Here is a 26509-nt window from a genome sequence, read left to right on the forward strand (position 1 = left end):
CTTGATGGGATATGACGAATCATCCTCCCGATTGCAGACCGCCCGCGCACGAGCGTGCGCGCGGTGGGCGGCTCGGAGACGCATGCCGGAATCAACCGTCCGGCAATGCGGCTTGCGCGAGCTGCCGGATCATGTTCTTCACGGCCGGAGCGCGCTCATTGCGGCGGAACACGGCCGCCAGATCGGAGGTAATCGCGTCTCCGGCGAGCGGCTTGAACACGACGTCGGGCAACAGGACGGTCGTGACCAGCACGTCCGGCACCACCGCGACACCGGTGCGCATCGAGACTTCGGCCAGCACCGCCACCAGGCTGCCGGGCGTGGCGACGATCCTGGGGCTGAATCCGCCGCGCCGTCCCACCTCGCGCGTGCCCAGCTCCTGTTCGGGCACGACGAAGCTCTCGTCGGCCAGCTGCTGCGGCAGGATCGGCGACACCGCCGCGGCAAGCCGGTGATCAGCAGGCAGGGCCACGCAGAACCGGTTACGCTGCAGGACATGGACGCCGAGTTCGTCCGGCAGCGCGATCGGCAGGCGCACGAAGCCGATGTCGACCTGCCCGCCCGCGACCAGGTCGGGCAGCCGCCCCATCGGCACTTCTTTCGCTTCCAGCTGGACTTCCGGCCATGCCGCGCAAAAGCGCAGCATTTGCTGCTGCAGGATGCCGGCAAACACGGCCGAGCCGACATAACCCAGTTTTATCCAGCCGAGCTCGCCGCGGCCGGCGCGCCGCCCGACGTTCAGCGCCCGGTCGAATTGCGCAAGGCTGGCGCGCGCTTGCTCGAGAAACAGCTGGCCGGCCGCCGTCAGGCTCACGCTGCGCTTGGTCCGCAGCAGCAGCCTTGCGTCGAGCACCCTTTCGACCTCCTGGATCTGTACCGTCAGCGTCGACGGCGCGATGCCAAGCCGCTCGGCGGCGCGCGCGAAATGCAGCTCCTCAGCCACGACCACGAAATATCGGAGGTGTCGCAGGTCCATATGCGCTTCCAGCTTTCAGTATTCGGTATTAGCGAATTATTTCATCTTTTTGCGTGATTGAAGCTAATTGAATCCTCGGTTGTAATGGCGATTGACCCAAGCAAACGGAGCCCATCGCTATGCCCTCTCGACAACTCGCCCTCGATCTACCGGTGAGCCGCGCCCGTGCTTCTTCCACGGCACTGCTGTTGACCGCATCGCTGGGCTGCGCCGTGACTGTCCTCGACACCAACCTGGTCGGCATGGTCCTCCCAGCCATCGCAAGGGACCTGAACGCCACCTTTGCCGACATCGAATGGGTCGTCAGCACCTACCTGCTGTGCTTTGCAGCCCTGCTCCTGCCGGCCGGTGCGATTGCCGACCGTTGCGGACGCAAGCTCGTGCTGCTTACAGGCCTGACGGGGTTCGCGATTGCTTCGCTGGCCTGCGCCGTGGTCTCCACCGCGCAGGGCCTCTACCTCGCGCGCGCGGCGCAGGGCGTGGGTGCGGCATTCTTGCTCGCCCCTTCCCTGGCGGTGATCGGCCACGCCTTCCACGGCGAGGCGGACCGCGCCCGGGTATGGGCGGTGTGGGGCGCCATCATGGGATTGACGATGGTGCTGTCGCCTCTCGTCGGCGGCGTCATCAGCCATGCGCTGGGCTGGCGCTGGGCCTTCCTGATCAACCTGCCGGTGTGCGCGGGGCTGGCGCTCGCCGTGCTGCGCTGGGTGCCCGAATCGCGCAACCCGGAACGGCGCAGCGTCGACTTCCCGGGCGTCCTGCTGTTCTCGGCAGCGATGTTTGCGTTTACCTGGGCCTTGATCGGCGGCCCGGCGGAAGGCTGGACCAGCGCCCCGGTGCTGCTGCGCTGCCTGGCCGGCGCCAGCCTGTTCGCGCTGTTCGTCGGCGTCGAACGCCGGACGTCGGCGCCGATGCTGGATCTGGCGCTGTTCCGCAACCGCCGCTTCATCGGGGGCATCGTCGCGATGCTGGCGTATGCGGCGTCGGCACAGGTCATGGCCTCCCTTTTGCCCCTCTATCTGCAGAACGCGCGCGGCGCGCTGCCGCTCGCGGCGGCCGTACGCATGCTGCCGTTCGCACTGTCGATGCTGGTGTTTCCCCAGGTGGGGCGCTGGCTCGCGGCGTCCATGCCCGCTTACCGGATCCTGACGCTCGGACTGCTGGTCGTCGGCGCCGGCAACCTGGTCATGGCGTACTCGGCACGCACGACCGGCGCGGGCGTCCTCGACGCCGTCGGGATGGCGATACTGGGGGCCGGCGGCGGCCTGCTCAACGGCGAAACGCAGAAGGCCATCATGGGTGCGGTGCCGGCCGAGCGCGCCGGCATGGCATCGGGAATCAGCACGACCTCGCGCTTCTGCGGCATCCTCCTCGGCTTCGCAAGCCTCGGATCGGTGCTGGCCAGCGGCGTACGCGGCCTGCTGCTGGAAGGCCTGCCGCGGCTCGGCCTGCCTGTGGCGCCCGCCATGGTCGAACGGCTGGTGGCCGGCGACCTCGGGCACGCTGTCGGCGCCGCCAAGGGCCTGCCGGCTCCCGCCCTCGAATCCCTGGTCCGCGCCGGCTTCGGCGCCGGATTTGCGCACGCCTTCATGCTTGCCGCCGTGACGGCCGCCGCGGCCGGCCTGCTTGTCCATGGTTGCATGCGGCCGGCGTCACGGGGCCGCGCGGCTGCATGAGTCGGTGTGCAGGGCGGCGTGTATGCCGCGGAAAACGAAAAAGCGACCTGGCGGTCGCTTTTTTGTTTGAATCTCTGGCGGAGRCGGTGGGATTCGCCTACATTCCGCAGGCCGCCCGCGCGCAAGCATGCGCGCGGCTTCGAATCCCACCCGCAGGGCGCGCAGGCGCCCTGCTCGCCTGTTCTGCCGCGGAAAACAAAAAAGCGACCTGGCGGTCGCTTTTTTGTTTGAATCTCTGGCGGAGGCGGTGGGATTCGAACCCACGATACAGGTTTAAGCCCGTATGCTTCCTTAGCAGGGAAGTGCCTTCGGCCACTCGGCCACGCCTCCAGTCAGCTCTTAACAGTGTTGCTCGTTGTCGCTGAGTGCACGCATATTAATGGCCACACTTCATTTGGTCAAGGAAGCACGGCCAATTTTTTTGAAAAAGTTAAGCTTTCTCCAAGTCAAACGCTTTATGCAGGGCGCGTACCGCCAGCTCCATGTATTTCTCGTCGATCAGGACCGAAATCTTGATCTCGGAGGTCGAGATCATCATGATGTTGATGCCCTCTTCCGCCAGGGTGCGGAACATCTGCGAGGCGACGCCGACGTGGCTGCGCATGCCGACGCCGACCGCCGAGACCTTCGACACTTTCGCATCGCCCAGCAGGCGGGTGAAGCCCAGTTCTTCCTTGTTCGCTTCGAGGACGCCCAGGGCGCGCTGGTAGTCGTTGCGCGAGACCGTGAAGGTGAAGTCCGTTTTACCGTCTACCGACACGTTCTGTATGATCATGTCGACCTCGATGTTCGCGTCCGAGACGGGGCCGAGGATGTGGTAAGCGACGCCCGGCTTGTCCGGGACGCCCAGGACGGTGATTTTGGCTTCATCGCGGTGGAAGGCGATGCCGGAGATGACGGCTTGTTCCATGTTGTTTTCTTCCTCAAACGAAATCAGGGTGCCCGAGCTGGCTTCTTCTTCGAGCGGCATCAGGGGATCGGTCAGCGACGACAGCACGCGGGTCGGGACGCGGTAGTTGCCGGCGAATTCCACGGAGCGGGTCTGCAGCACTTTCGAGCCCAGCGAGGCCAGTTCCAGCATCTCCTCGAAGGTGATCTTGTGCAGGCGGCGCGCCTCGTCCACCACGCGCGGGTCGGTGGTGTAGACGCCGTCGACGTCGGTGTAGATCAGGCACTCGTCGGCCTTCATCGCGGCCGCGATCGCCACCGCCGAGGTGTCCGAGCCGCCGCGGCCCAGGGTCGAGATATTGCCTTCGTCGTCCACACCCTGGAAGCCGGTGATGATCACGATCTTGCCGGCCTCGAGGTCGCCGCGCACGCGCGAGTCGTCGATCGACTGGATGCGCGCCTTGGTGAAGGCGGAATCGGTCTTGATGCCCACCTGCCAGCCGGTGTACGAGACCGCATCCTTGCCGCGTGCCAGCAGCGCCATCGCCAGCAGGCCGACGGACACTTGCTCGCCGGTCGAGGCGATCATGTCTAGCTCGCGCGGATCCGGCTGCGCCATGATCTCTTTTGCCAGGCCGATCAGGCGATTGGTTTCGCCCGACATGGCGGAGGGGACGACGACGATCTGGTGGCCGGCGTCGTGCCATTTGGCGACGCGCGCAGCGACGTTCTTGATGCGGTCCGTCGATCCCATCGACGTGCCGCCGTATTTGTGGACTATTAAAGCCATGACAGTGGGGATTTCCGCTTGTAAAAATAGAAGGGGTCTTAAACTCTACATGCTGCGGTGCAGAATCACAATACGTGGTAATGCGAAATCTATACCTTATTGGAATAAGGTAATGCAGAAAGTGCATATTAGCGCTTTCCGCCCACCTTCACAGGGCTTGCCAGCGCAGGGCGATGCGCCCTTCCCCTTGTTCGACGTGCCGGCAATCCATCCCCAGCCCGGCGGCGAACAGCAGGTCGAAGCCGGTGCTGACGATCGGCAGGCGCGAACGCTCCCACACCGGCACATTGGCCGCCTGGAACAGTTGCTTCAGGCCGCGGGTCGGACGGTTCGGCGCCAGCTTCAGGCGCTCGCCGCCCTTGCGGAAGTCGATCTCCAGCGGGCGGCCGCGCAGCCAGTCCGGCTGGAGCCCAGTATCGGCCACATCGAAATGCAGCACCCCGCCGTAGTCCGGGAAGGCGATGCTGGGCTCGCCGTTCCAGCGGAAGGCCTGGGCATGCTTGACGATGATGCCTTCGTCGTCGGGATCGCGCAGGCCGGCCAGATCCTTCTGCTTCGGCACCAGGTAGAGACGGTCGCGGTAGCGGCGCGCATCGACTTCCGGATGCGACACCAGCGGTTGGGCATCCTCGCGCGCCGACAGCAGCTGCCCCACCATCTGCTCCAGCCAGGCGGTCGAGGGCATGCCCAGGCGGCGCACCGAGAACCAGTGGCGCAGCAGGTTGTTGACGCGGTCGCGGCTGAAGTTGCGCAGGCGCGCCAGGTCGAGGCCCTCGCCCACCAGGCAGGCCGCCAGGTCCTGCCCGGCCAGCTCGTCCAGCAGGCGCTGGGCGGACTGCGCATGGGCGCCGCTGCGGGCGATGCGGCGCTGGAAGCCCGGGAAGGCCTGGGCCAGCACCGGCATCACCTGGTGGCGCAGCGCGTTGCGGGCGTAGCGCGGATCGCTGTTGGATTCGTCCTCGACCCAGGCGATCTGCTGCGCCGCGGCAAACGCTTCCAGTTCGGCGCGCGCCACCGCCAGCAGCGGACGCGCCATCACCAGGCGCTCGTCGCCGAGCAGGCCTGGTGCGCGGTTGGATGCATCCATGCCGGACAGGCCGGCCGGGCCGGAGCCGCGCATCAATTGCAGCAGCACGGTCTCGGCCTGGTCGTCGAGATGGTGGGCGGTCAGCAGCAGGTCGACGCCATGGGCGCGGCACATCTCGCCCAGCGCCGCGTAGCGCCGTTTGCGGGCCGCTGCTTCCAGCCCGCTCCTGCCCTTCTCTACCATGACGTCGCGATGGTCGAAAGGCACGCCCAGCGCTGCCGCCGCGTCCGCGCAATGCGCGCGCCAGGCATCGGCGTTCGGGCTCAGGCCGTGGTGGACGTGGAAGGCGAACAGCGGCAGGCCGGCGGCACTGGCGGCTTGGTGCGCCAGATGCAGCAGGACCATGGAATCGAGGCCGCCGCTGAGGGCGACCGCGATGGAGGATGGGGAATGTTCTGCACGCAGCTCATCGCGTAACTGAGCGAAAGCCTGCGCAAAGGATGCCGCGGCAAGGGCGGCCGGACCGGCGTCGTCGTCCGGTCCGTTCTTACGGGAGCTCACTCTTCGCGCGGCAGGGTTTCCTTGAATTTACCGTAAGCCATCAGCTTCGCGTGACGGGCTTCCAGCAGATCCTTGGTCTTCATGCCCTGGAACTGGCGCAGGGTGTCGGCCAGCGCGCGCTTCAGGCCCTGGGCCATGGCGGCCGGGTCGCGATGGGCGCCGCCCAGCGGTTCGCTGACGATTTTGTCGATCAGGCCGATGGCCTTCAGGCGGTGGGCGGTCAGGCCGAGGGCGTCGGCGGCGTCGGCCGCGCGCTCGGAGGTTTTCCACAGGATCGAGGCGCAGCCTTCCGGCGAGATCACCGAATAGGTCGCGTACTGCAGCATCAGCACGGCGTCGCCGACGGCGATCGCCAGCGCGCCGCCCGAACCGCCTTCGCCGATGATGGTGGCGATCAGCGGCACTTTCAGCTCGGCCATGACGTACAGGTTATGGCCGATCGCTTCGGACTGGCCGCGCTCTTCGGCGTCGATGCCCGGGAAGGCGCCCGGCGTGTCGACGAAGGTGAAGATCGGCAGGTTGAATTTCTCGGCCAGCTTCATCAGGCGCATCGCCTTGCGATAGCCTTCCGGACGCGGCATGCCGAAGTTGCGCATCGCGCGTTCCTTGGTGTCGCGGCCCTTCTGGTGGCCGATCACCATGCAGGCCTGGCCGTTGAAACGGGCCAGGCCGCCGATGATGGACTGGTCGTCCGCGAAGGTACGGTCGCCGTGCAGCTCATGGAAATCGGTGAAGATCGCGTTCACGTAGTCCATCGTATACGGACGCTGCGGGTGGCGCGCGATCTGGGAAACCTGCCATGGCGTCAGCTTGGCGTAGATGTCTTTCGTCAGTTGCTGGCTCTTCTTGGCCAGGCGGTCGATCTCTTCCGAGATGTCGACAGCCGAATCGTCCTGCACGAAACGCAGCTCTTCAATTTTGGAATCGAGCTCGGCGATCGGCTGTTCAAAACTGAGGAAAGTTGTTTTACTCATTGTACCTCCGGGTTGTTCGTGGCCGCGACCGGGATCGACCGGTGCTGCGGCGGCAAGGGCGCTATTCTAACCGGAAATTATCCGGAAATCGGGTCCAAACTGCGCCATAAATACCAAGTGGCAACGGTCCGCCAGGGTTCCCAGTTGGCCGCCACTTCGCGCGCATCGCTGCGCGATACGGGTTCGCCCGAAAAATAATTCTGGCTGATGCCCTGGATCAGGCCGGCGTCGTCGAGCGGTAGGACGTTCGGCCTGAGCAGATTAAATATCAAAAACATCTCCGCTGTCCAGCGGGTGATGCCGCGGATACGGACCAGCTCGGCGATCACCGCCTCGTCATCCATCTGCGACCACAGGTCGGCATGGACCCGCTTGGCCTTGAAATGGTCGGCCAGGTCGAGGATGTATTCGGTCTTGCGTTTCGAGAGTCCGCAGGCGGACAAGGGATCAAAGCCGGCCTTGATCACCTGGGCGGGCGTCATCTTCGGACACAGTTCGCGCAGCTTGAGCCAGGCGCCTTCCGCGGCCTTGACCGTGACCTGCTGGCCGACGATCGAGCGGGCCAGGGTCGTGAACGGGTCCGGATGGCCGCGCAGGTGCATGTCGCCGAACTGCGGGATCAGCTTGTTCATGATGCGGTCCCGCTGCATGAGCTCGGCCTTCGCCTCCGCCCAGTAAGGCGGGACGTCGGGCAATGTCGATGCCGAGCCCATGAGGTCCTTGGAAAGTGCCATTCCGGATCGTGCCGCTCAGGCGCGGCGCCAGTTGGTCGTGCCGTCGGGCTTGTCTTCGAGCACGATGCCGGCGGCCGTCAGCTCGGCGCGGATGGCGTCGGCATCAAGGAAGTTGCGCGCCTTCTTGGCGGCGGCGCGGCGGGCGATGGCCTCCATGATCACGGCTTCATCCATGCCGCCTTCGCCCGGGGTGCCGGCGCGCAGGAATTCCTGGGGCGAGCGTTCGAGCAGACCGAGCACGGAGGCCAGTGCCTTCAGCTGGCGCGCATCCTTGACCGATTTGCTGCGATTCACTTCCGAAGCCAGGTCGAACAGCTCGGCTACCGCCAGCGGGGTATTGAAATCGTCGTCCATCGCTTCGCGGAAACGGAGCGCATGCGCCTCTTCCCAGTCGACCTCGACCTTCTCGCCGCCGAGGTCCACGTCCGCCAGGGCCGTGTACAGGCGGGTCAGCGCGCCCCTGGCGTCGTCGATGTGGACGTCCGAGTAATTCAGCGGGCTGCGGTAGTGGGCGCGCAGGATGAAGAAGCGGATCACTTCGGCATCGTATTTCTTGAGCACGTCGCGGATCGTGAAGAAATTGCCCAGCGACTTGGACATCTTCTCGTTATCGACGCGCACGAAGCCGTTGTGGACCCAGTAGTTCGCCATCGGCGGGCCAAAAGCGCCTTCCGACTGGGCGATCTCGTTCTCGTGGTGCGGGAACTGCAGGTCGGCGCCGCCGCCGTGGATGTCGAAATGTTCGCCCAGCAGCGCGCAGGACATGGCCGAGCATTCGATGTGCCAGCCCGGGCGGCCGATGCCCCATTTCGAATCCCACTTGGCTTCCGCCGGTTCGGATTCCTTACCGGCCTTCCACAGCACGAAGTCGAGCGGATCGCGCTTGCCGGTATTGACGTCGACGCGCTCGCCGGCGCGCAGGTCGTCCAGCGACTTGCCGGACAGCTTGCCGTAGCCGGGGAATTCGCGCACGGCGTAGTTGACGTCGCCGTCCTCGCCCTGGTAGGCCAGGCCCTTTTCTTCCAGCTTCTCGATAATCGCCAGCATGTGCGGCACGTGCTCGGTGGCGCGCGGCGCGAAGTCCGGCGGCAGGATGCCGAGGGCGGCGGTGTCCTCGTCCATCGCCTTGATGAAGCGGGTGGTCAGCTGGGACATGGTTTCGCCGTTGTCGACGGCGCGCCTGATGATCTTGTCGTCGATGTCGGTGATGTTGCGGACATACCTGACCTCGTAGCCCGAGGCCTTGAACCAGCGGTAGATGACGTCGAAAGCCATCATCATCCGGGCGTGACCGACGTGGCAGTAATCGTAGACCGTCATCCCGCACACGTACATGTTGATCTTGCCGGGTTGCTTGGGAACGAATATCTGCTTGTCACGCGCGAGCGTGTTGTAAATCTTTAGTTGGCTCATCGGATGGTGTTCTGGATGGTTGGAGCTTGACGCTCGGACGCACTTGCAGCTAGGCAACGTGCCGGGGATGACCCAAGTCGCGACCGTCAGGACTTGATTTCGCTGTTACTTTGATAAAATCAACAGTCCATCGCAAAGTATAGCATTGATAAAATCCTGTCTGGCCGCATATGCCACAGGTTTATTTTTCTGCAAAAGTCTTGACATCACTTTGCGTTTGCCCACAGAGAGGAAGCCACGATGCACATCATGAAACCGTCCCCTACCCGCTTGCTGGCCCGCATGGCGGCCGCCGCTGCCGGCGCCCTGCTGCTGTCGACGGCGGCCTGGGCGGCCGACCCGCAGGTCTCGCTGAAAACCACGATGGGCGAGATCGTGCTGGAGCTGAACCAGGAAAAAGCGCCGAAGACGGTCGACAACTTCCTCAAGTACGTCAAGGCGGGATTCTACAAGGACCTGATCTTCCACCGCGTGATCGACGGCTTCATGATCCAGACCGGCGGCATGGACGCCAAGCTGAACGGCCGCAAGACCCGTCCGCCGGTCAAGAACGAATCGGACAATGGCTTGTCGAACGCTGCCTATACCGTCGCGATGGCGCGCGAATCGAACCCGGACACCGCCACCTCGCAGTTCTTCATCAACGTGGTCGACAACCCCGGCCTTGACTATCCGAACATGAACGGCTCCGGCTATACGGTGTTCGGCAAGGTCGTGAAGGGACAGGAAGTCGTCGACAAGATCAAGGGCGTGCTGGTCGACGACGTGCGCGGCATGGAGAACGTGCCGGTGACACCGGTCGTGATCAAGTCCGCGACCATCCTCAAAGCGCAGTAAAATACGGAACTCTTAACAATAAGGCACAGGACAAACCATGACCACCGTACTCATGACCACCAACAAGGGCAACATCAAGATCGAACTCGACGACGCCAAAGCGCCGAAGACCGTTGCCAACTTCGTCGAATACGTCAACCAGGGTCACTTCACCAACACGATCTTCCACCGCGTGATCAAGGACTTCATGATCCAGGGCGGCGGTTTCGAGCCGAACATGAGCCAGAAGCCGGCCGACAAGACCGTCGAGAACGAAGCCAAGAACGGCCTGAAGAACGACAAGTACACCATCGCGATGGCCCGCACCATGGCCCCGCACTCGGCCTCGGCCCAGTTCTTCATCAACACCAAGAACAACGACTTCCTGAACTACCCGGGCCAGGACGGCTGGGGCTATGCCGTGTTCGGCAAGGTCGTCGAAGGCCAGGACGTGGTTGACCAGATCAACACCGTCAAGACCGGCCGCTCGGGCATGCACTCGGACGTGCCGGCCGAAGCCGTGATCATCGAGAAAGCCGAAATCGTTTAATCAAGTAGTCTATTCAAGCAAGGCGCGTGGGGCACGTCCACCGTTAATCCGATGAACAGTCCCGCGCGCACGCTTGCGCTCTTCATTTCCGACCTGCACCTGCAGGAATCGCATCCGCACACGGCCGAAGCCTTTTTCCGCTTCCTGGCCGAGCACGCCTCCCACGCCGAATCGCTTTACCTGCTCGGCGACATTTTCGAATACTGGGCCGGCGACGACGACATCGCCTCGCCCTTCCACCAGCGCGTCGCCGACGCGCTGCGCGCCCTGTCCGACGCCGGCGTGGCGATTTACTGGATGGCCGGCAACCGCGACTTCCTGGTCGGCCGGGACTTCGCCCGCGCCGCCGGCCTGAGCCTGCTGGCCGAACCCCATGTGGCCAGCTTCAAGGGCGAGAAAGTTGCCCTGGTCCACGGCGATGCGCAGTGCACCGGCGACCTCGAATACATGGCTTTTCGCGCCCAGGTGCGCGACCCGGCCTGGCAGCAGCAGTTCCTGGCCATGCCGCTGGCGCAGCGCAAGGCCATCATCGCCGGCCTGCGTGAAGGCAGCCGCCAGGCCCATGGCGAGAAGTCCTACGAGACCATGGACGTCACGCCGGATGCGGTGTCCGCCCTGCACGACGCCACCGGCGCCGACATCATCATCCACGGCCATACCCACCGCCCCGCCCTGCATACAGACCCGGCGACCAGCCGGCGCCGCTACGTGCTGCCCGACTGGGAACTGGATGCCGAACCGGCGCGCGGCGGCTGGATCGCGATCGATGCGCACGGCCGCATCACCCGCTACGGCCTCGACGGCCAGCCCCTCTAACCCCCCGATCCGGACTGAACGACATCGTTCAAATTCTGTCTTGACGCGTTGCGAACAGGTGTTATACTTCACTACAACACCACTTCAATACCTCACCGAAGTAGTGCCCCATTAACGAGGAGGCAGACATGGATGTCCAGGCTGCATCGCAAGAACAAGGAGCCGGCAATGACAATCGGCTGGAATGACAATGCGCCGATTTATCGGCAATTGAAGGACCGGGTGATCGGGATGATGCTCGACGGCGTGCTCAAGGCCGGCGATCCGCTGCCCTCGGTACGGCAGATCGCCGCCGAGTACCAGCTGAACCCGATCACGGTCTCGAAGGCTTACCAGGAACTGGTCGACGATAACTTAGTAGAAAAAAGAAGGGGGATCGGCATGTATGTCACTGAAGGCGCCAGCGAAAAACTGCTGGCAAGCGAAAGGGAGCGCTTCCTGCGCGAGGAATGGCCGGCGATGCTGGAGCGCATCCGCCTGCTCGGCCTGGACGTCGAGCTTTTGATGCGCGCCCAGCCGCTGAACAGCGGGCACGGAGGCCAGGCATGAACGCCGTCCTCTCCGCCCGCGGCCTCTCCAAGCGCTACGGCAAGCGCGTCGCCGTCGACGGCATCGACTTCGAGATCCCCGCCGGCCGCATCGTCGGCCTGATCGGCCCGAACGGTTCGGGCAAGACCACCACCCTCAAGGCCGCCCTTGGCCTGATCCCCTTCGACGGCGAGCTGTCGGTACTGGGCTTCGACCCACGCACCCAGCGCGACGACCTGATGCAGGACGTCTGCTTCATCGCCGACGTCGCCATCCTGCCGCGCTGGATGCGCGTGAAGGATGCGATCGACTTCGTGCAAGGCGTGCACCCGCGCTTCAACCGCGCCAAGGCCGAGCGCTACATCGCCGCGACTTCCCTGAAGCCGTCGATGAAGGTCAAGGAGATGTCGAAGGGCATGATCGTGCAACTGCACCTGGCCCTGGTGATGGCGATCGAGGCCAAGCTGCTGGTGCTGGACGAACCGACCCTGGGCCTGGACATTCTCTACCGCAAGCAGTTCTACCAGAACCTGCTGGAAGATTATTTTGACGAGCACAAGACCATCGTCATCACCACCCACCAGGTCGAGGAAGTCGAGCACATCCTGACCGACCTGATGTTCATCCGCGAAGGCAGGATCGTGCTGGCCGCCTCGATGGAAGAGATCGGCGAGCGCTATGTCGAGGTGATGGTCTCGCACGACAAGATCAGCGCCGCCAACGCCCTGTCGCCGATCGACCGCCGCACCGTGTTCGGCAAGGCCGTGATGCTGTTCGATTCGGCCGCGCCGGGCAGCGCCTCGCGCCAGCAGCTCGCCGCCCTCGGCGAAACCCGCAATCCCAGCGTCGCCGACCTGTTCGTCGCGACCATGAAAGGAAGCTACGCATGAACACCATGACCATGAAATGGCTGCTCCGCCGCGAGTTCTGGGAGCACAAGGGCTCGATGTTCTGGGCGCCTGCAATCGTCTCCGCGCTGCTGGTGCTGCTGGTCGGCGGCACCATGGTCTACGGGATGGCCGTGCACGGCGCGCCCGGCATCGTCCACGTCAACGGCCAGGCCGTGAGCAGCGGCGCCTTCGCCGCGGCAATGCCGGCCGAGTCGCGCGCGATGGTCGCGAAAGTCGCGAGCGGCATGTACATCGCCGCCGGCTCGCCGCTGTTCCTGATCCTGACCTTCGTCGTGTTCTTCTACTGCCTGGGCGCGCTGTACGACGAGCGCCGCGACCGCAGCATCCTGTTCTGGAAGTCGCTGCCGGTATCGGACGGCATGACGGTGCTGTCGAAGGCCATCACCGCACTGTGCGTGGCGCCGGTGATCTCGATCGCCTTCGCCGTGGTCGCCTCGCTGGCCCTGCTGCTGATCGGCTGCGTCGCCATGGCGATCGGCGGCGTCCACCTGGGCGGCACCATCCTCACCCAGCCGGACCTCTACCTGCAGCCGCTGCGCCTGGCCGCCCTGCTGCCGGTCTACGTGGTGTGGGCACTGCCGACCATCGGCTGGCTGCTGCTGGTGTCGTGCTGGGCCAGGACCAAGCCCTTCCTGTGGGCCGTGGGCGTACCGCTGATCGCCCTGCTGCTGGTGAAGTGGATCAGCTATACGCTGGAGAACTTCTCGGGCTCGCCGCTGAACATCATGCCGCTGGCCCAGGAGATCGTCGCCCGCCTGCTGACCGGCATCGTGCCCGGCATCTGGTTCAGCTTCACCGGCGGCATCCCGCCCGGCATGCACCAGAACGCCCAGGGTCCGGACGTGCAGGTCCTGTTCGAAGCCTCGTGGATGACCCTCGCCACCGCCCAGGCCTGGATCGGTGCGCTGTGCGGCGCGGTCATGATCTTCGGTGCGATCCGCCTGCGCCGCTGGCGCGACGAGGGCTGAGGCGATGATGCGTTCCGCCATCCTCCTGCTGCCCGCCATGCTGGCCTGCGCCGCCGTCCCCGCCGTCCCCGCCGGGGCGGCGGAACCGGACAAGGACGAAACGCGCACCGTCCACGTCAACGCCATCAGGAACCCCGAGCTGCACAGCTACCGCGCCGTGGTGGCCGGACTGGACAAGTTCGACGAACTGCACGCGCTGGCGCCGAACGTGCCGCAGCTGCGCTTCCAGGTCGAGGCGCGCAGCGGCAAGGTGCTGGGCGACGAGCCGCTGGTGGCGCGCATCGCCGCCGACGAGTTCTCGATTCCGCTGAGCCTCGACCAGGACCTGCGCTTTACGGTGCCGCGCAGCGAGGCGGCGTATGACGCCAAGGCCGAGATGGTCCTCAACCGCAAGAAGCGCCAGGCCCGCTTCCAGACCTGGGTGCGCAGCCCGGGACTGGCCGACAACCGGTACCGGATGGGCGACGTCCGCCTCGATTGCCAGGTCAAGATCGCGATCGCCAAGGAAGAGATTCCGTTCTGGGTGAACGGCTTGATCAACGGCTTCATGCTGACCACCGACTGGTGCTCGTGGTTCAAGGGCGAAACGCCGAAGGGCGGCGACCGCACCTGGTCGCACGACGCGCCGGCAAAGCTGAGCGCGGCCACCCTGCGCGACGGCGAGCGCAGCATGGCGCTGAAGATCGAAGGCAAGCGCTTCAAGCTGCCGATCGGCGACACCAGCTGGAGCAATGACGCGCTCGTCGAGCTGGAATTCGCGCCGCCGGCGGAACCCGCGCAGCTGGCCCAGGCGGCGGAGCCGGCGCCGGCCGCGAAGGAAACGGCGCCGTAAGGTCCGGCCTTACTCGAACTGCTGGCGGAAGGCGGCGAACTGCGCCTTGAGTTCGTCGATCTCGCCGCGCAGCGCCGCCACTTCCTGCTCCAGCTGGCCGATGCGGCCGCCGGACGCCGCGCTGGATGAGGCCGGGGCGCCGCCCGCATCCGCTTGCGCGACGTCGATCTCGCCGCCCAGCAGCTGGCCGTAGCGCGGTTCCTTGGTCCCGGGCGCACGCTCCAGGCGCGCCACCAGCGGCGGGTATTTATCGATCAGGAACTGCAGCGCGCTCTCCGCCTCGGCCACCGACTTGAACTCGTGCAGGCGGCCGCTGCGGGTGCGGATTTCGCCGGCGGTCTGCAGGCCGCGCAGCATCAGCACGGTCAGCACGGCCAGCTTGTCCTGCTCCAGCGACCACTTGACGCGCATGCGGTGCTCGTACTTGACCACGCGCGCGCCGGCCTGGGACATGCTGCCCACCAGCTTGCGCTGCATGAGGCGCTGCAGGGTGTCGTGGACCACGTCCTCGGACAGCTGCATGACCGGATCGCGGCTGGACAGCTGGTTACAGCCGTTCATCACCGCGTTCAGCGACATCGGGTAGTTGTCGGGCGTGAGCGCTTCTTTCTCGGCAAGCACGGCCAGTACGCGGATTTCGTTGGGGTCCAGATCGGATGCGGGGTCGAAGCTGCCGGGGATGTCGCTGTTTTCGCTCATCTGCTCATCTGCTCATTTGAGTAGTTTCAGTTGCTCATTCGACCAGGCGATTCAACTGCGCCTGGTCGAGCTTGTCGTTCTCTGCAATGCCGGCGCAGGAAATGCCGGCCGCCTTGATGGTCGAGCACAGGCGCTCGATCTGTTCGTCCTGCTGGGCCACGTGGTTGATCAGGTTGCGCAGGGCCTTCGACAGCGGATCGTCGCCGTTCGGGGTGACGCCATAGGCCGCGAACATCTGCGCGCTCCTTACCTGGTCTTCCTTGCGCACGATGTGGGCCGGGTTGCCGACCGCGGTGGCGCCGCCGGGCACCGGCTTGACCACCACCGCGTTCGAGCCGATCTTCGCGTACTCGCCCACCGTGAAGGCACCCAGCACCTGGGCGCCGGCGCCGACGATCACCCCGCGCTCGAGCGTCGGGTGGCGCTTGGTGCCGGCCACCAGGGTGGTGCCGCCGAGCGTGACGCCCTGGTAGATGGTGCAGTCGTCGCCGACCACGGCGGTTTCGCCGATCACCACGCCGAAGCCGTGGTCGATGAAGACCCGGCGGCCGATGGTGGCGCCGGGGTGGATCTCGATACCGGTAATGATGCGGGCGATGTAGGAGATGAAACGGCCGAGCCACTTCAGGCCGGCCTGCCAGCAGGCATGCGCCCAGCGGTGCATGACGACCGCATGCAGGCCGGGGTAGCAGGTGAGCACCTCCCAGCCGTTGCGGGCGGCCGGGTCACGTTCGATGATGCTCTGGATGTCTTCGCGCAGCTTGGAAAAAAACATAGGCCGAATGGTAGCCTATCCAGGCGGTGTTTGCTGATGGCGGGGTGATTCCAGCCGCCTCGTCGTTCCCGGCATTGCCGGAAACGACTTCCCGGCATTGCCGGAAACGACTTCCCGCGAAACGGGAACGACGGGTGCGCTTATTGCTTGGCTTCCAGTGCCAGGCGCTGGCGGCGCGCCTCGTACAGGCAGACGCCCGAGGCGACCGAGACGTTCAGGCTCTCGACCGAGCCGAACATCGGGATGCTGACCAGCACGTCGCAGGTTTCGCGGGTCAGGCGGCGCATGCCCTCGCCTTCCGACCCCATGACCAGCGCGGTCGGGCCGGTGAAGTCGCCTTCGTACAGGCCCTTGTCGGCGTCGTCCGAGGTACCGATCAGCCAGACGCCGCGGTCCTTCAGGTCGCGCATGGTGCGCGCCAGGTTGGTCACGGTGATGTAGGGCACGGTTTCGGCAGCGCCGCTGGCGACCTTGGCCGCGGTGGCGTTCAGGCCCACCGAGCGGTCCTTCGGCGCGATCACGGCATGCGCACCGACGCCGTCGGCCACGCGCAGGCAGGCGCCCAGGTTGTGCGGGTCGGTGATGCCGTCCAGGATCAGCAGCAGCGGCGGGCCTTCCACCGCATCCAGCAGCTCGTCCAGGTTGCGCGCCAGCGAGAGCTGGCTGGCGAAGGCGATCACGCCCTGGTGGCGGCGGGTACCGACGATCTTGTCGAGGCGCTCGGCATCGACCGGCATCACGCGCACACCGTGCTGCTTGGCGTGGGCGATCAGGTCGGTCATGCGGCGGTCGTTGCGGCCGGCGTCGACGAAGATCTCTTCCACCGATTGGGCTTCGTGGCGCAGCCGCGAAGTGACCGCGTGGAAGCCGAAAATCATTTTATTTTTCATTGATGCTTACTTCTTTTTACTGGTTTTGGACGTGGCCTTGGGGGCCTTGGCGGCGCTCTTGCGGGGAGCGCTCTGTTTTGCTGCGGCCTTCTTTGGGGCCGGCTTTGCAGTCGGCTTCGCAACCGGCTTGTCAGCCGCTTTCTTCGGCGCGCGGCTGGCGTTCCGGCGCGTCGGCGGCACGAAGACGATGTCGTCCTCACTCTCGTCGCTGGCGCTGAAATCCGGCGGCACCGGCGGATCGCCCTTCATGCCGTGCACCTGCTGCGGTGACGCCGGCACCGCGCCTGCGCTTGCCGAGGTCGCGGCTTGCTTTGCCTTCCTGCGGCGCGGCGGCTTCGGCTCCAGGGCTTCCAGCGCGGCGCTGCGGGCCCGCTCCAGCGGCGCCGGCACCTCTTTTCCGGCCTTGGTCTCGGCCAGCACCAGGTCGATCTTGCGCGCCTCGAGGTCGACGCGCGCCACCTGCACGGTCACCTGGCCGGTCAGCGCGAACACCTGGCCGCTGTTCTTGCCGCGCAGCTCGTGGCGGGCTTCGTCGTACTCGAAATAATCCTGGCCCAGGCCGCTCACGTGCACCAAGCCCTCGACGAACAGCTCGTCGAGCTGCACGAAGATGCCGAACGGGGTCACGCCCGAGATCACACCGGTGAATTCCTCGCCCAGGCGGTCCTTCATGTAGTAGCACTTGAGCCAGTTTTCGACGTCGCGCGAAGCTTCGTCGGCACGGCGCTCGTTGGCCGAGCAGTGCACGCCCAGCGCGTCCCAGACCGTCAGGTCCTTCGGATCCTTCTGCGTGCCGGCGGCCTTGTCCTTGGCCTGCTGCTTGCGGGTCGCGTTCGACACCGTGGTGTTCAGCTTGGACAGGTCGATGCCGGTCGGCTCGTACCTCTTGCCCTGCAGGACAGCCTTGATCGCGCGGTGGGTCAACAGGTCGGGATAGCGGCGGATCGGGCTGGTAAAGTGGGCATAGTGCTCATACGCCAGGCCGAAGTGGCCGACGTTGTCCGGGCTGTAGACCGCCTGCTGCATCGAGCGCAGCAGCATGGTCTGCAGCAGGGTCGCGTCCGGACGCTCCTTGATCTTCTGCATCAGCTCGGCGTAGTCGCGGGCTTCCGGCTTGTTGCCGCCACCCAGGTTCAGGCCGACCTGCTTCAGGAAGGTGCGCAGCTGGTTCAGCTTTTCCTCGGTCGGCACCGCGTGGATGCGGAAGGTGCTCGGCTGGTCGTGGCGGATCAGGAAGTCGGCCGCGCAGACGTTTGCCGCCAGCATGCACTCTTCGATGAGGCGGTGCGCGTCGTTGCGGGTGCGCGGGATGATCTTTTCGATCTTGCCCATCGCATTGCAGACGATATAGGTCTCGGTGGTCTCGAAGTCGATCGCGCCGCGCGCCTGGCGTTGCTGCAGCAGCGCGCGGAACACCTCGTTCAAATTCAACAGGTGCGGCACGATGCCGGGACGGCGGCCGGCTTCCGGCCCTTTCGTGTTGCCGAGGATGGCGGCGACCTCGTTATAGGTCAGGCGCGCCGCCGAGTGCATCACGGCCGGGTAGAACTGGTAGGCCGTGACTTCGCCTTGGCTTGTCACGACCATGTCGCACACCAGGCAGAGGCGGTCGACGGCCGGATTCAGCGAGCACAGGCCGTTCGACAGCTTCTCCGGGAGCATCGGGATCACGCGGCGCGGGAAGTAGACCGAGGTCGAGCGCTCGATCGCATCGCCGTCGAGGCCGTCGCCCGGCCGCACGTAGTGGCTGACGTCGGCGATCGCCACCAGCAGGCGGTAGCCGCGGATAGCGCCGATCTTGACCGGTTCGCAGTAGACGGCGTCGTCGAAGTCGCGCGCGTCTTCGCCGTCGATGGTCACCAGCGGCACGTCGCGCAGGTCGACCCGCTCTAGAAGGTCGCTGTCGCGCACTTCGTTCGGCAGCTTGTTGGCCTGCTTCAGCGCGGCCGGCGAAAACACGTGCGGCACGCCGAACTTGCGGACCGCGATCTCGATCTCCATGCCGGGGTCGTCGAGCTCGCCCAGCACCTCGACCACGCGGCCGATCGGCTGGCGGAAGCGCGAAGGCTGCTCGACCAGTTCGACGCTGACCACCTGTCCCGATTTCGCCTTGCCCGGCGAGCCGTCCACCAGGATATCCTGGGAGATGCGCTTGTCTTCGGGGGCGACGATCCACACACCGTTTTCCTGCAGCAGGCGGCCGATGATGTGGGTATTCGCGCGCTCGGTGACTTCGACGATCGTGCCTTCGGGGCGGCCGCGGCGGTCGGTGCCGACCACGCGCGCCAGCACCTTGTCGCCGTGCAGGACCTTCTGCATTTCCTTATCGGGCAGGAAGAGGTCGTCGCCGGGTTCATCGGGGATCACGAAGCCGAAGCCATCGCGGTGGGCGCTGATGCGGCCGGAGATGAAGCTCGAATGGTCCGTCAGTGCGTACTGGCCGGCGGGATTGGCGCGGATCTGGCCGTCACGCTCCATCGCATTCAAGCGGCGCGTGAGCACGCCTTCCGCTTCGGGATCGACTTGCAGGGCACGTGCCAGTGCGCCGCTGTCGAGCGGCCCCTTGGCATCGCGGAAAACGCCGAGAATCTCCTCGCGGCTTGGAATGGTATAGGTTGGGTGCTTCAAATCGTCTTCTATTCTTGTTGAGCCTGTGTAACGCGCCGCTTGCATTGCAAGCGGCGCAATATTGGTTGGATTGACACCTTGACAGGCGTAGTGTAACGGAGGACCGGGGGATTCGCCTAACGCCGCCCTTCCAAGCGTGCTGCGGAATCCTGCCGAGGGGACTTTGACTTTTGCCATTCATCCGCTATACTTTCGCTCTCTTCGCAAACGGCACAGCCGAAAGCGAAGCTGCTGCGAAGGATGCGGTCGGCGCGAAAGCCAAACGAAAGTTGGTCTAGCGCAAATCGGCAAAGCCTGATATCGTAGCGGAATTCGACGGCAACGTCGAGCGATGATTGCAAGACCCGGCCCACGTGGCGGAATTGGTAGACGCGCATGGTTCAGGTCCATGTGCCGCGAGGTGTGGGGGTTCGAGTCCCTCCGTGGGCACCAAAGCCGGTCTTGCAGGATTCATGGTGGTTGTTATGCCCACGTGGCGGAATTGGTAGACGCGCATGGTTCAGGTCCATGTGCCGCGAGGTGTGGGGGTTCGAGTCCCTCCGTGGGCACCAAAAGCTACCTTGTTGTTGGCTGTACTGTTGTACCKGTTGTTTGAYATGCCCACGTGGCGGAATTGGTAGACGCGCATGGTTCAGGTCCATGTGCCGCGAGGTGTGGGGGTTCGAGTCCCTCCGTGGGCACCAAATGCTACCCGGCCTTCAAGAAGGCTCCCGGAATACCGGCGCAAAACGCCGCAATCTTTGCAAAAGGATTGCGGCGTTTTGCGTTGTGGCGTTCAGGGACTGGCCAGCGCCTGCCCCGCCAGATGGTGGGCAAGGAAGCCATCGATGCGTCGCTCGTACTCGGCCGGCGCGTATTCATGCAGGTCGACGTGTTCCGCACCCTCCACCACCCACAGCGATTTCGGCTCGCGCGCGGCGGCGAACAGGCGCATGGTTTCGGGCAGGGTCGTATGGCGGTCGGCGCTGCCGGCGGCGATCAGCACCGGCGCCTTCAGCCCGGGCAAGCGCGCGATCGGATGCAGCTGGGCCGGAGCGATGTCCAGCCGCAGCGGCAGTTGCCACAGCAGGAGGTTCGCGAGCGGCCTGCCGAACGGGCCGAGGCGCATGCGCAGCCTGTCCTCGATCGCTTCCTCGATGGTCGGATACATCGATTCGCGCACCACCGCATCGACCGGCGGGCAATCGCGGCACAGGACCAGCGAGGCCGCGCCCTGGCCGGGCAGGTCGACAAGCAGCACCGCATAACCCTGCGCGTGCAGGAAGCGCGCCCGCGCGAGCATCGAACGGCGGTCGCTCCCGATCCCGTGCAGCAGCAGGACCGCGGCGCGGCCGGCTGCGCCTGCGGCCATGGCGCCGGACCGACCTGCTGGCGCCGCACCGCGATCAGCGAGGACCCGGCCAGCCAGCTCGCGGCGGCACCGAGCAGGATCAGGGCCAACAGCGGGACGAACAGCGCCAGCAGCAGGGTCTGGATGCACATCGGCCGCCCCGCAGTAGCTGCTCAGTGGGTCGCCAGGTCGTCCAGGATCGGGCAGTCCGAGCGCTGGTCGCCGTGGCAGGAGTGGGCCAGCGTCTCGAGGGTGCGTTTCATCGCCTGCAGTTCCTCGATCTTGCGATTCAGTTCGGCGATGTGCTGCCGGGCCAGGACGCGCACGTCGGCGCTCGCGCGGCCCTGGTCGCGCCACAGGGCCAGCAGCTCGGCGATCTTCTCCAGCGGGAAGCCGAGTTCGCGTCCGCGGTGGATGAACTGCAGCATGCGGACTTCCTGCTCGCCGTAGACGCGGTAGCCGGAGGCCGTGCGCTTTGCCGCCGGCAGCAGGCCGATCGATTCATAATGGCGGATCATCTTGGCCGATACGCCCGATGCCTGCGCCGCTTCGCCGATATTCAACATCTCGCCTCCTCCCATGTTTGCCACAGAATACACCTTCCCATCGTGGGAAGGTCAAGCGCCGCTTCCATGCTTGACTTGAGGCGCCGGGCAGGTCAAGCTCGGCATATGTCGAAGACGCTCATTATCCTGCTTGGCCTGGCCCTGGCCAGCCCCGCCGTCCTGAACGCCGCCCCTGCGCCCTGGTACCAGTGGCGCAGCAAGAGCACCGGCGCCCTGGCCTGCTCGCAGACGCCGCTCGGCCCGGGCTGGGAGAAGTTCGCCGGGCCCTACCGCGACGCACGTTGCGAAATACGCAAGACCGAGAAATAATGTAAAAAGCAAAACATTGAGTACGCCGCAGGAAAACCAACCGAGGAGATACCGATGTTCACGAACCCCGAACAATTCGCCAACGCCACCAAGACCCTGTTCGATCTGCAGGTAGAGACCTTCAATGCCCTGGCCAGCAAGGCCGTGCAGGGCGTCGAACAGGTGGTGGCGCTGAACATGGCCACCGCCAAGAATTCGATGGACAACGCGCTGGCCGCCGGCCGCCAGATGAGCCAGGCCAGCGATCCGAAGACGGCCGTCGACAACCTGCAGGCGCGCCTGCAGCCGGGCGTGCAGAACGCCCAGGCCTATGGCGAACAGCTGCGCCAGATCGTCGCCGACATCCAGAACGACTTCCAGCAGGCCGCCGACACCCACCTGGTCGAAGCGAAGAATACCCTGTCGGCGCTGATCTACGACGTCACCCAGAACGTCAAGCCGGGCCAGGAAAACGCGGTCGAGATCATCAAGGCCGCGATCGACAACGCCTTCAAGGGCTATGAACAGGTGACCATGTCGACCCGCGAGGCCATGCGCCGCGTCGAGGAGCAGGTTTCACGCGCCACCGCGCAACTGGCCGCCGCTTCCGGCCAGGCCCCGAAGACCTGAGTCCCGCTCCTTTCGCGCCGTCAGCCCTTCGGCTGCGGCGCGACGCCCAGCATCTCCTCGATGTGGGCGAAGGAGGCATCGTCCTTCACCACCGACCGCAGCCACACGTGCAGGGGCTGTTCGCCCCAGTGCGCGGCCTTGTCCGCCAGGTAGGCGACCGGGCTGTGCGGCTCGGTGCGGCGGAAGAACTCGGCAACCTCGCGCAGCTGGGCCAGGGCCTGGGCGCGCGATTGCAGCGGCCCGCCCAGTGCTTGCTCCGCCGGCGCCGGTGCCGGTATCAAGGCTGAGCCCGGGGCCGGCGCAACGGACGCCGCCGGTTTTGCGGCCGACGGCGCAGCCCCGCCCTCCTTCGCCATCGGCTTCACGAACAGCATCACGCTCTGCAGGCCGGACTTGGCGGCGCTGAAGCTCGGTCCGTCCACGCCCAGGCGCGCGTCGACGCTATGCTCGATCCGCTCGAGCGCCCCGGCGCAGTGCTCGCAGTCGCGCAGCAGGGTCTCGTGGAAGGCGGGACTGGTGCGCGCCCTGGCCGTCTCCAGCCTGGCCAGCTCGTCGCCGCCGTGCATGCGGGCGACGTCGAAATCGCGCAGCGCATGGCCGGGCTGGCCGCCCTGGCCCTCCGTCAGCGGGATCTCGCGCAGCAGCGGCGCGATGCGCGCTGCCATCCAGGACAGGTTGCCGATGCGCCGCTCGTGGCCGTCCTCGTCGGGCAGCGGATACAAGCCGTCCCAGTAGCGGTCGCACAGGGCCGCGATCAGGACCAGGCTGTCGGCCAGGCCGCCCAGGCCGCTGGTGCGGGCCTCGGCCTCGGCCAGCCAGACCGCCAACTGCAAGTCCTTGCTGCGCTTTTCGATCAGCTGGGCGCACTGCTTGGCAACGAACTTCCAGTCGGCCTCCTTCAGCTCGGTGACCCAGGCGCCCTGCTCGATCGACGGGTCGTCGGCCTGGCGCGCGCGCACGATGTCGTCGATCTCGCGCGAAAAGGCCAGGTCCTCGCCGCAGGGCCGGCCCTCGCTCACCGGCGCCAGCAGCATTTCCATGTTCAGCATGCCATCCTCCTCAAGCCGGTTCGACGGCGTACTTGATCTTGCCGCCCCTGGTGGCGCCGACCTTGATCGCCCTGACACCGCCGCCGGCCGCCATCGCCGCCAGCACGTTGTCGGCGATCTCCGGCAGCAGCGTGCCGTTCAGGATGGTGTCGACGTTGCGCGCACCGGAGTCGACCTCGGTGCAGCGCGCCAGCACGGCGGCCACCAGCGCCTCGTCGTACTGGAAGCTGGCGTTGTGGTTGGCGGCCACCCGCGCCTTGATGCGCTCCAGCTTGAGGCGGATGATGTTGGCCAGGACCTCGTCGTCGATCGGATAGAACGGCACCACCGTCAGGCGCCCGAGGAAGGCCGGCTTGAAGTGCTTCATCAGGCCGGGCCGGATCAGTTCCGACAACTGCTCCGGCGTCGGGCGCTCGGCCGCCGGCTTGTTCAGGCAGGCCTGCATGATCTGCGGGGAGGCCGCGTTCGAGGTCAGGATGATGATGGTGTTGCGGAAGTCGATCTGGCGGCCTTCGGCATCGTCCAGCACGCCCTTGTCGAAGACCTGGAAGAACAGCTCGAGCACGTCGCCGTGGGCCTTCTCCACTTCGTCGAGCAGCACCACGCTGTAGGGATTGCGGCGCACCGCCTCGGTCAGCACCCCGCCGTCGCCGTAGCCGACATAGCCGGGCGGCGAGCCCTTCAGCCCGGACACGCTGTGCGCTTCCTGGTATTCGCTCATATTGATGGTGACCAGCTTGCGCTCGCCGCCGTACAGCAGGTCGGCCAGGGCCAGCGCGGTCTCTGTCTTGCCGACGCCCGAGGTGCCGACGAACAGGAACACCCCCTTCGGCTTGTTCGGGTCTTCGAGGTTGGCGCGCGCGGTGCGCACGCGCTGGGCGACGATTCCGCTGGCGTGCCCCTGGCCGAGGATGCGTTCGTCCAGCATGCCCTGCAGATTCATCACGGTGCGGATCTCGTCCTTCACCATGCGGCCCAGCGGGATGCCGGTCCAGCCGGCGACGATGCCGGCCACCGTGTGGCCATCCACCTGCAGCGGCACCAGCGGCGTTTCGCCCTGCAGGGTGCGCAGCTGCTTGACCAGCGCCTGCAGCGCCGGGCTGTCGGTGGACTGTCCGGCTTCCAAGCGGGTGCGCATGGCGTGGATGTCGGTCGACAGCGCCTGCTCGCGCTCCCACTGGCTGCGCAGGCGCTCCTGCGCCTTCAGCCCGGCCTCGCGTTCGGCGCGCAGCTCCTTCAGCAGGACCGCGTGGTCGGCGCCGCCGCTTTCCTCGCGCACCAGCGCGCCAATGCGGGCATCCAGGCGCTCGAGGCCGCGGATCGCTTCCTCCAGCGCCGCCGGGGTCGCCTTCTGGCCGAGCGCCACCTTGGCGCAGGCGGTATCGAGCACGCTGATCGCCTTGTCCGGCAGCTGGCGGCTGCTGATGTAGCGGTGCGACAGCCGCACCGCCTCGCGGATCGCTTCGTCGAAGATGCGCACGCCGAAGTGGCGCTCCATCAGCGGCGCCATCGCGCGCAGCATGGCGCAGGCGGTGTCTTCGTCCGGCTCCTCGACCTTCACCACCTGGAAGCGGCGTGCCAGCGCGGCGTCCTTCTCGAAATACTTCTTGTACTCGCCCCAGGTGGTGGCGGCGATGGTGCGCAGTTCGCCGCGCGCCAGCGCAGGTTTCAGCAGGTTGGCCGCGTCGTTCTGGCCGGCCGCGCCGCCGGCCCCGATCATGGTGTGGGCCTCGTCGATGAACAGGATGACCGGGTGCAGGCTCTTGCCCACCTCCTCGATCACGTTCTTCAGGCGGTTCTCGAATTCGCCCTTGACGCTCGCGCCGGCCTGCAGCAGGCCCATGTCGAGGGTGTGGATCTCCACACCGCGCAACACGTCTGGCACCTCGCCTTCGGCGATGCGCAGGGCCAGGCCTTCGACCACGGCGGTCTTGCCGACGCCGGCCTCGCCGGTCAGGATCGGGTTGTTCTGGCGCCGCCGCATCAGGATGTCGATCACCTGCCGGATCTCGGCGTCGCGTCCGATCACCGGATCGACCTTGCCCTCGCGCGCACGCGCCGTCAGGCAGGTCGTGTACTGGTCGAGCGCCGGCGTGCGGCCCGGCGCGCTCGAGTGCAACTCGCCGACCGGATCGCCGTTGCCCACGGCCTGCGGGCTTGTCTCCCGCGCCAGCGCCGGCGCCTCGCAGGAGCCGCGCGTGAGCTTGTCGAAGTCGTGCTTCAGGCGGTCCAGCGGAAACGCCATGAAGCAGCCGGAGGCGCGCTGCGCGAGCTGGGCCAGGCCCGGTTCGGCCAGCAGCGCCAGCAGCAGGTGACCGCTGCGGATGCGCTGCTCCTGGCCCGGCGCCGGCTGGCCCAGCGAGGCGATCAGCCAGGCGTGTTCGAACAGGACCGGCAGATGGCGCGAGAACACCGGCGTGCGGCCGCTGCCGCCGGGCAGGCGCTCGACTTCCTTGCGCAGGTCGGTTTCCAGGGACGTCAGGCTGATGCCGGCGGCGCGCGCGGCCACCACGAAGTCGCTGGCCGGCTGCTCCAGCAGGGCCAGGAACAGGTGCTCGATGTCGACCTCGTACTGGCCGAAGCCGACGCAGATGCCGGCCGCGCGCGTCGCCGCCGCCCGGGTGGTGTCGTTCAGCTTGCCGATCAGGGTCTTCAGATTGATGTCCATCGTCTTTTCCTTTCGTTCGCGATCTCGTAATGCAGGCTCGAAGGCTGGAGTACGGCGTTGAAGTTGACGGGCTCGATACCGTCCGCCACCTGCAGCGTGGCGTGGATGACGAAGTTGAGGCGGTTCACGCCGCCGGCGTCGCGCTCGAACGTCGCGCTGACGTTCTTCAGGCGCGGCTCGTGGCGTTCGATCGCATCCTTCAGGCTGGCGCAGATGGCGGCGCGGTCCTCGCTGCTGGACAGGCAGAAGCCGGCGAAGTCGACCAGGCCGTAATTCAGGATCGAGGCACGCGTCTCGGGGAAGGCATCGAAACGCCGCGGCGGGAAGCCGAGGCGGGTGTTGAGCAGGGCTTCGATGTCGCGCGCCAGGCTGTCCTTGAGCTGTTCGATGCCGAGACGGGACGCGCCGCCGGCATCGGGCATCAGGCGGTCCAGCAGGCCGGGGACGAAGGCGGTCATGACTCCTCCAAAAAAGACCGCGGCACGAGGCCGCGGCAAGCGCGCTGGCAACGGAGCGCGGCAATCAC

General features: G+C 66.0%; 25 protein-coding genes and 4 tRNA genes. 13 read left to right on the forward strand and 16 right to left on the reverse strand.

Annotation, left to right across the window (positions count from 1 at the left end):
* Positions 1-91 precede the first annotated feature (91 nt).
* Entirely contained in the window at positions 92-976 is an 885-nt protein-coding gene (locus AC1DOP_RS06375; RefSeq protein ID WP_477250489.1) for a LysR substrate-binding domain-containing protein, read from the reverse strand.
* Positions 977-1095: 119 nt separating this feature from the next.
* Between AC1DOP_RS06375 and AC1DOP_RS06380 the strand changes: the two genes are divergently transcribed.
* A complete protein-coding gene (locus AC1DOP_RS06380) occupies positions 1096-2652 on the forward strand; it encodes an MFS transporter (protein ID WP_477250490.1) in 1557 nt (518 codons plus the stop codon).
* A gap of 236 nt (positions 2653-2888) precedes the next feature.
* Here the strand turns inward: AC1DOP_RS06380 and AC1DOP_RS06385 are convergent.
* From AC1DOP_RS06385 to cysS, 6 genes are all read right to left on the reverse strand, one after another.
* Positions 2889-2982, reverse strand: a tRNA-Ser gene (locus tag AC1DOP_RS06385).
* Between the two features lie 100 nt (positions 2983-3082).
* A complete protein-coding gene (locus AC1DOP_RS06390; RefSeq protein ID WP_477250492.1) occupies positions 3083-4330 on the reverse strand; it encodes an aspartate kinase in 1248 nt (415 codons plus the stop codon).
* A gap of 148 nt (positions 4331-4478) precedes the next feature.
* Positions 4479-5918 (reverse strand): tRNA lysidine(34) synthetase TilS, encoded by a 1440-nt coding sequence (gene tilS / locus AC1DOP_RS06395; RefSeq protein ID WP_477250494.1) that lies wholly within the window; start codon positions 5916-5918, stop codon positions 4479-4481.
* The gene (locus AC1DOP_RS06400; protein WP_441933827.1) at positions 5915-6892 is read right to left on the reverse strand and encodes an acetyl-CoA carboxylase carboxyltransferase subunit alpha; all 978 of its coding nucleotides are present in this window, start codon (positions 6890-6892) and stop codon (positions 5915-5917) included. The genes tilS and AC1DOP_RS06400 overlap by 4 nt, the downstream gene beginning before the upstream one ends.
* A gap of 77 nt (positions 6893-6969) precedes the next feature.
* Positions 6970-7626 (reverse strand): DNA-3-methyladenine glycosylase family protein, encoded by a 657-nt coding sequence (locus AC1DOP_RS06405; protein WP_441933829.1) that lies wholly within the window; start codon positions 7624-7626, stop codon positions 6970-6972.
* Positions 7627-7641: 15 nt separating this feature from the next.
* Positions 7642-9039, reverse strand: coding sequence for a cysteine--tRNA ligase (gene cysS / locus AC1DOP_RS06410; protein ID WP_477250497.1), 1398 nt, complete (start codon positions 9037-9039; stop codon positions 7642-7644).
* A 240-nt stretch (positions 9040-9279) separates the two neighbouring features.
* Here cysS and AC1DOP_RS06415 point away from each other — a divergent pair, with 240 nt between their 5' ends.
* The 7 genes from AC1DOP_RS06415 (at position 9280) to AC1DOP_RS06445 (ending at position 14460) form a co-directional block, all read left to right on the forward strand.
* Positions 9280-9876, forward strand: coding sequence for a peptidylprolyl isomerase (locus AC1DOP_RS06415; RefSeq protein WP_441933833.1), 597 nt, complete (start codon positions 9280-9282; stop codon positions 9874-9876).
* Positions 9877-9913: 37 nt separating this feature from the next.
* Complete coding sequence (locus AC1DOP_RS06420; RefSeq protein WP_441933835.1) at positions 9914-10405, forward strand: peptidylprolyl isomerase; 492 nt, start codon at positions 9914-9916, stop codon at positions 10403-10405.
* A 51-nt stretch (positions 10406-10456) separates the two neighbouring features.
* Entirely contained in the window at positions 10457-11221 is a 765-nt protein-coding gene (locus AC1DOP_RS06425) for a UDP-2,3-diacylglucosamine diphosphatase (protein WP_477250500.1), read from the forward strand.
* 168 nt (positions 11222-11389) lie between these two features.
* On the forward strand, positions 11390-11770 hold the full coding sequence (locus tag AC1DOP_RS06430; RefSeq protein WP_441933902.1) for a GntR family transcriptional regulator: 381 nt from the start codon (positions 11390-11392) through the stop codon (positions 11768-11770).
* Positions 11767-12639, forward strand: coding sequence for an ABC transporter ATP-binding protein (locus AC1DOP_RS06435; protein WP_441933839.1), 873 nt, complete (start codon positions 11767-11769; stop codon positions 12637-12639). Before AC1DOP_RS06430 ends, AC1DOP_RS06435 begins: the two co-directional genes overlap by 4 nt.
* Positions 12636-13628 (forward strand): hypothetical protein, encoded by a 993-nt coding sequence (locus tag AC1DOP_RS06440; RefSeq protein ID WP_441933841.1) that lies wholly within the window; start codon positions 12636-12638, stop codon positions 13626-13628. The genes AC1DOP_RS06435 and AC1DOP_RS06440 overlap by 4 nt, the downstream gene beginning before the upstream one ends.
* A 4-nt stretch (positions 13629-13632) precedes the next feature.
* Complete coding sequence (locus tag AC1DOP_RS06445; protein WP_477250502.1) at positions 13633-14460, forward strand: hypothetical protein; 828 nt, start codon at positions 13633-13635, stop codon at positions 14458-14460.
* Positions 14461-14469: 9 nt separating this feature from the next.
* Here AC1DOP_RS06445 and AC1DOP_RS06450 read toward each other — a convergent pair whose 3' ends face one another.
* From AC1DOP_RS06450 to rnr, 4 genes are all read right to left on the reverse strand, one after another.
* Positions 14470-15159, reverse strand: a complete 690-nt coding sequence (locus AC1DOP_RS06450; RefSeq protein ID WP_441933845.1) for a YceH family protein — start codon at positions 15157-15159, stop codon at positions 14470-14472.
* A 34-nt stretch (positions 15160-15193) separates the two neighbouring features.
* The gene (gene cysE / locus AC1DOP_RS06455) at positions 15194-15934 is read right to left on the reverse strand and encodes a serine O-acetyltransferase (RefSeq protein WP_441933847.1); all 741 of its coding nucleotides are present in this window, start codon (positions 15932-15934) and stop codon (positions 15194-15196) included.
* Positions 15935-16074: 140 nt separating this feature from the next.
* Positions 16075-16824 carry a 23S rRNA (guanosine(2251)-2'-O)-methyltransferase RlmB gene (gene rlmB, locus AC1DOP_RS06460; RefSeq protein WP_441933849.1) on the reverse strand — a complete coding sequence of 250 codons (750 nt, stop codon included), beginning with the start codon at positions 16822-16824 and terminating at the stop codon, positions 16075-16077.
* A gap of 6 nt (positions 16825-16830) precedes the next feature.
* Positions 16831-19497, reverse strand: coding sequence for a ribonuclease R (gene rnr, locus AC1DOP_RS06465; protein WP_477250505.1), 2667 nt, complete (start codon positions 19495-19497; stop codon positions 16831-16833).
* Positions 19498-19799: 302 nt separating this feature from the next.
* Between rnr and AC1DOP_RS06470 the strand changes: the two genes are divergently transcribed.
* The 3 genes from AC1DOP_RS06470 (at position 19800) to AC1DOP_RS06480 (ending at position 20135) form a co-directional block, all read left to right on the forward strand.
* Positions 19800-19884: transfer RNA gene (locus AC1DOP_RS06470), tRNA-Leu, on the forward strand.
* Positions 19885-19918: 34 nt separating this feature from the next.
* A tRNA-Leu gene (locus AC1DOP_RS06475) sits at positions 19919-20003 on the forward strand.
* A 47-nt stretch (positions 20004-20050) separates the two neighbouring features.
* Positions 20051-20135, forward strand: a tRNA-Leu gene (locus tag AC1DOP_RS06480).
* Positions 20136-20227: 92 nt separating this feature from the next.
* Here AC1DOP_RS06480 and AC1DOP_RS06485 read toward each other — a convergent pair.
* Positions 20228-20803 (reverse strand): alpha/beta hydrolase, encoded by a 576-nt coding sequence (locus tag AC1DOP_RS06485; protein ID WP_477250507.1) that lies wholly within the window; start codon positions 20801-20803, stop codon positions 20228-20230.
* A 152-nt stretch (positions 20804-20955) separates the two neighbouring features.
* Positions 20956-21345 (reverse strand): Cu(I)-responsive transcriptional regulator, encoded by a 390-nt coding sequence (gene cueR / locus AC1DOP_RS06490; protein ID WP_441933903.1) that lies wholly within the window; start codon positions 21343-21345, stop codon positions 20956-20958.
* 108 nt (positions 21346-21453) lie between these two features.
* Between cueR and AC1DOP_RS06495 the strand changes: the two genes are divergently transcribed.
* Positions 21454-21657: a hypothetical protein gene (locus AC1DOP_RS06495; protein WP_441933855.1), complete on the forward strand. Its 204-nt coding sequence runs from the start codon at positions 21454-21456 to the stop codon at positions 21655-21657.
* A 54-nt stretch (positions 21658-21711) separates the two neighbouring features.
* Positions 21712-22266: a phasin family protein gene (locus tag AC1DOP_RS06500; RefSeq protein ID WP_441933857.1), complete on the forward strand. Its 555-nt coding sequence runs from the start codon at positions 21712-21714 to the stop codon at positions 22264-22266.
* Between the two features lie 20 nt (positions 22267-22286).
* Here AC1DOP_RS06500 and tssA read toward each other — a convergent pair whose 3' ends face one another.
* The 3 genes from tssA to tssE are packed head-to-tail and all read right to left on the reverse strand — an operon-like array spanning position 22287 to position 26441.
* Positions 22287-23315 (reverse strand): type VI secretion system protein TssA, encoded by a 1029-nt coding sequence (gene tssA, locus AC1DOP_RS06505; RefSeq protein ID WP_441933859.1) that lies wholly within the window; start codon positions 23313-23315, stop codon positions 22287-22289.
* Positions 23316-23325: 10 nt separating this feature from the next.
* Positions 23326-25983 carry a type VI secretion system ATPase TssH gene (gene tssH / locus AC1DOP_RS06510; protein WP_477250510.1) on the reverse strand — a complete coding sequence of 886 codons (2658 nt, stop codon included), beginning with the start codon at positions 25981-25983 and terminating at the stop codon, positions 23326-23328.
* A complete protein-coding gene (gene tssE, locus AC1DOP_RS06515) occupies positions 25968-26441 on the reverse strand; it encodes a type VI secretion system baseplate subunit TssE (protein WP_477250512.1) in 474 nt (157 codons plus the stop codon). The genes tssH and tssE overlap by 16 nt, the downstream gene beginning before the upstream one ends.
* Between the last annotated feature and the right edge of the window lie 68 nt (positions 26442-26509).

It is taken from the genome of Massilia sp. 01N410 (genome assembly GCF_056399665.1).

Coding starts and splice junctions, on each gene's coding strand:
- AC1DOP_RS06375 (WP_477250489.1), bottom strand. CDS start 976: ATGGACCTGCGACACCTCCGATATTTCGTGGTCGTGGCTGAGGAGCTG.
- AC1DOP_RS06380 (WP_477250490.1), top strand. CDS start 1,096: ATGCCCTCTCGACAACTCGCCCTCGATCTACCGGTGAGCCGCGCCCGT.
- AC1DOP_RS06390 (WP_477250492.1), bottom strand. CDS start 4,330: ATGGCTTTAATAGTCCACAAATACGGCGGCACGTCGATGGGATCGACG.
- AC1DOP_RS06400 (WP_441933827.1), bottom strand. CDS start 6,892: ATGAGTAAAACAACTTTCCTCAGTTTTGAACAGCCGATCGCCGAGCTC.
- AC1DOP_RS06405 (WP_441933829.1), bottom strand. CDS start 7,626: ATGGCACTTTCCAAGGACCTCATGGGCTCGGCATCGACATTGCCCGAC.
- cysS (WP_477250497.1), bottom strand. CDS start 9,039: ATGAGCCAACTAAAGATTTACAACACGCTCGCGCGTGACAAGCAGATA.
- AC1DOP_RS06415 (WP_441933833.1), top strand. CDS start 9,280: ATGCACATCATGAAACCGTCCCCTACCCGCTTGCTGGCCCGCATGGCG.
- AC1DOP_RS06420 (WP_441933835.1), top strand. CDS start 9,914: ATGACCACCGTACTCATGACCACCAACAAGGGCAACATCAAGATCGAA.
- AC1DOP_RS06425 (WP_477250500.1), top strand. CDS start 10,457: ATGAACAGTCCCGCGCGCACGCTTGCGCTCTTCATTTCCGACCTGCAC.
- AC1DOP_RS06430 (WP_441933902.1), top strand. CDS start 11,390: ATGACAATCGGCTGGAATGACAATGCGCCGATTTATCGGCAATTGAAG.
- AC1DOP_RS06435 (WP_441933839.1), top strand. CDS start 11,767: ATGAACGCCGTCCTCTCCGCCCGCGGCCTCTCCAAGCGCTACGGCAAG.
- AC1DOP_RS06440 (WP_441933841.1), top strand. CDS start 12,636: ATGAACACCATGACCATGAAATGGCTGCTCCGCCGCGAGTTCTGGGAG.
- AC1DOP_RS06445 (WP_477250502.1), top strand. CDS start 13,633: ATGATGCGTTCCGCCATCCTCCTGCTGCCCGCCATGCTGGCCTGCGCC.
- AC1DOP_RS06450 (WP_441933845.1), bottom strand. CDS start 15,159: ATGAGCGAAAACAGCGACATCCCCGGCAGCTTCGACCCCGCATCCGAT.
- cysE (WP_441933847.1), bottom strand. CDS start 15,934: ATGTTTTTTTCCAAGCTGCGCGAAGACATCCAGAGCATCATCGAACGT.
- rlmB (WP_441933849.1), bottom strand. CDS start 16,824: ATGAAAAATAAAATGATTTTCGGCTTCCACGCGGTCACTTCGCGGCTG.
- rnr (WP_477250505.1), bottom strand. CDS start 19,497: ATGCAAGCGGCGCGTTACACAGGCTCAACAAGAATAGAAGACGATTTG.
- AC1DOP_RS06485 (WP_477250507.1), bottom strand. CDS start 20,803: ATGGCCGCAGGCGCAGCCGGCCGCGCCGCGGTCCTGCTGCTGCACGGG.
- AC1DOP_RS06495 (WP_441933855.1), top strand. CDS start 21,454: ATGTCGAAGACGCTCATTATCCTGCTTGGCCTGGCCCTGGCCAGCCCC.
- AC1DOP_RS06500 (WP_441933857.1), top strand. CDS start 21,712: ATGTTCACGAACCCCGAACAATTCGCCAACGCCACCAAGACCCTGTTC.
- tssA (WP_441933859.1), bottom strand. CDS start 23,315: ATGCTGAACATGGAAATGCTGCTGGCGCCGGTGAGCGAGGGCCGGCCC.
- tssH (WP_477250510.1), bottom strand. CDS start 25,983: ATGGACATCAATCTGAAGACCCTGATCGGCAAGCTGAACGACACCACC.
- tssE (WP_477250512.1), bottom strand. CDS start 26,441: ATGACCGCCTTCGTCCCCGGCCTGCTGGACCGCCTGATGCCCGATGCC.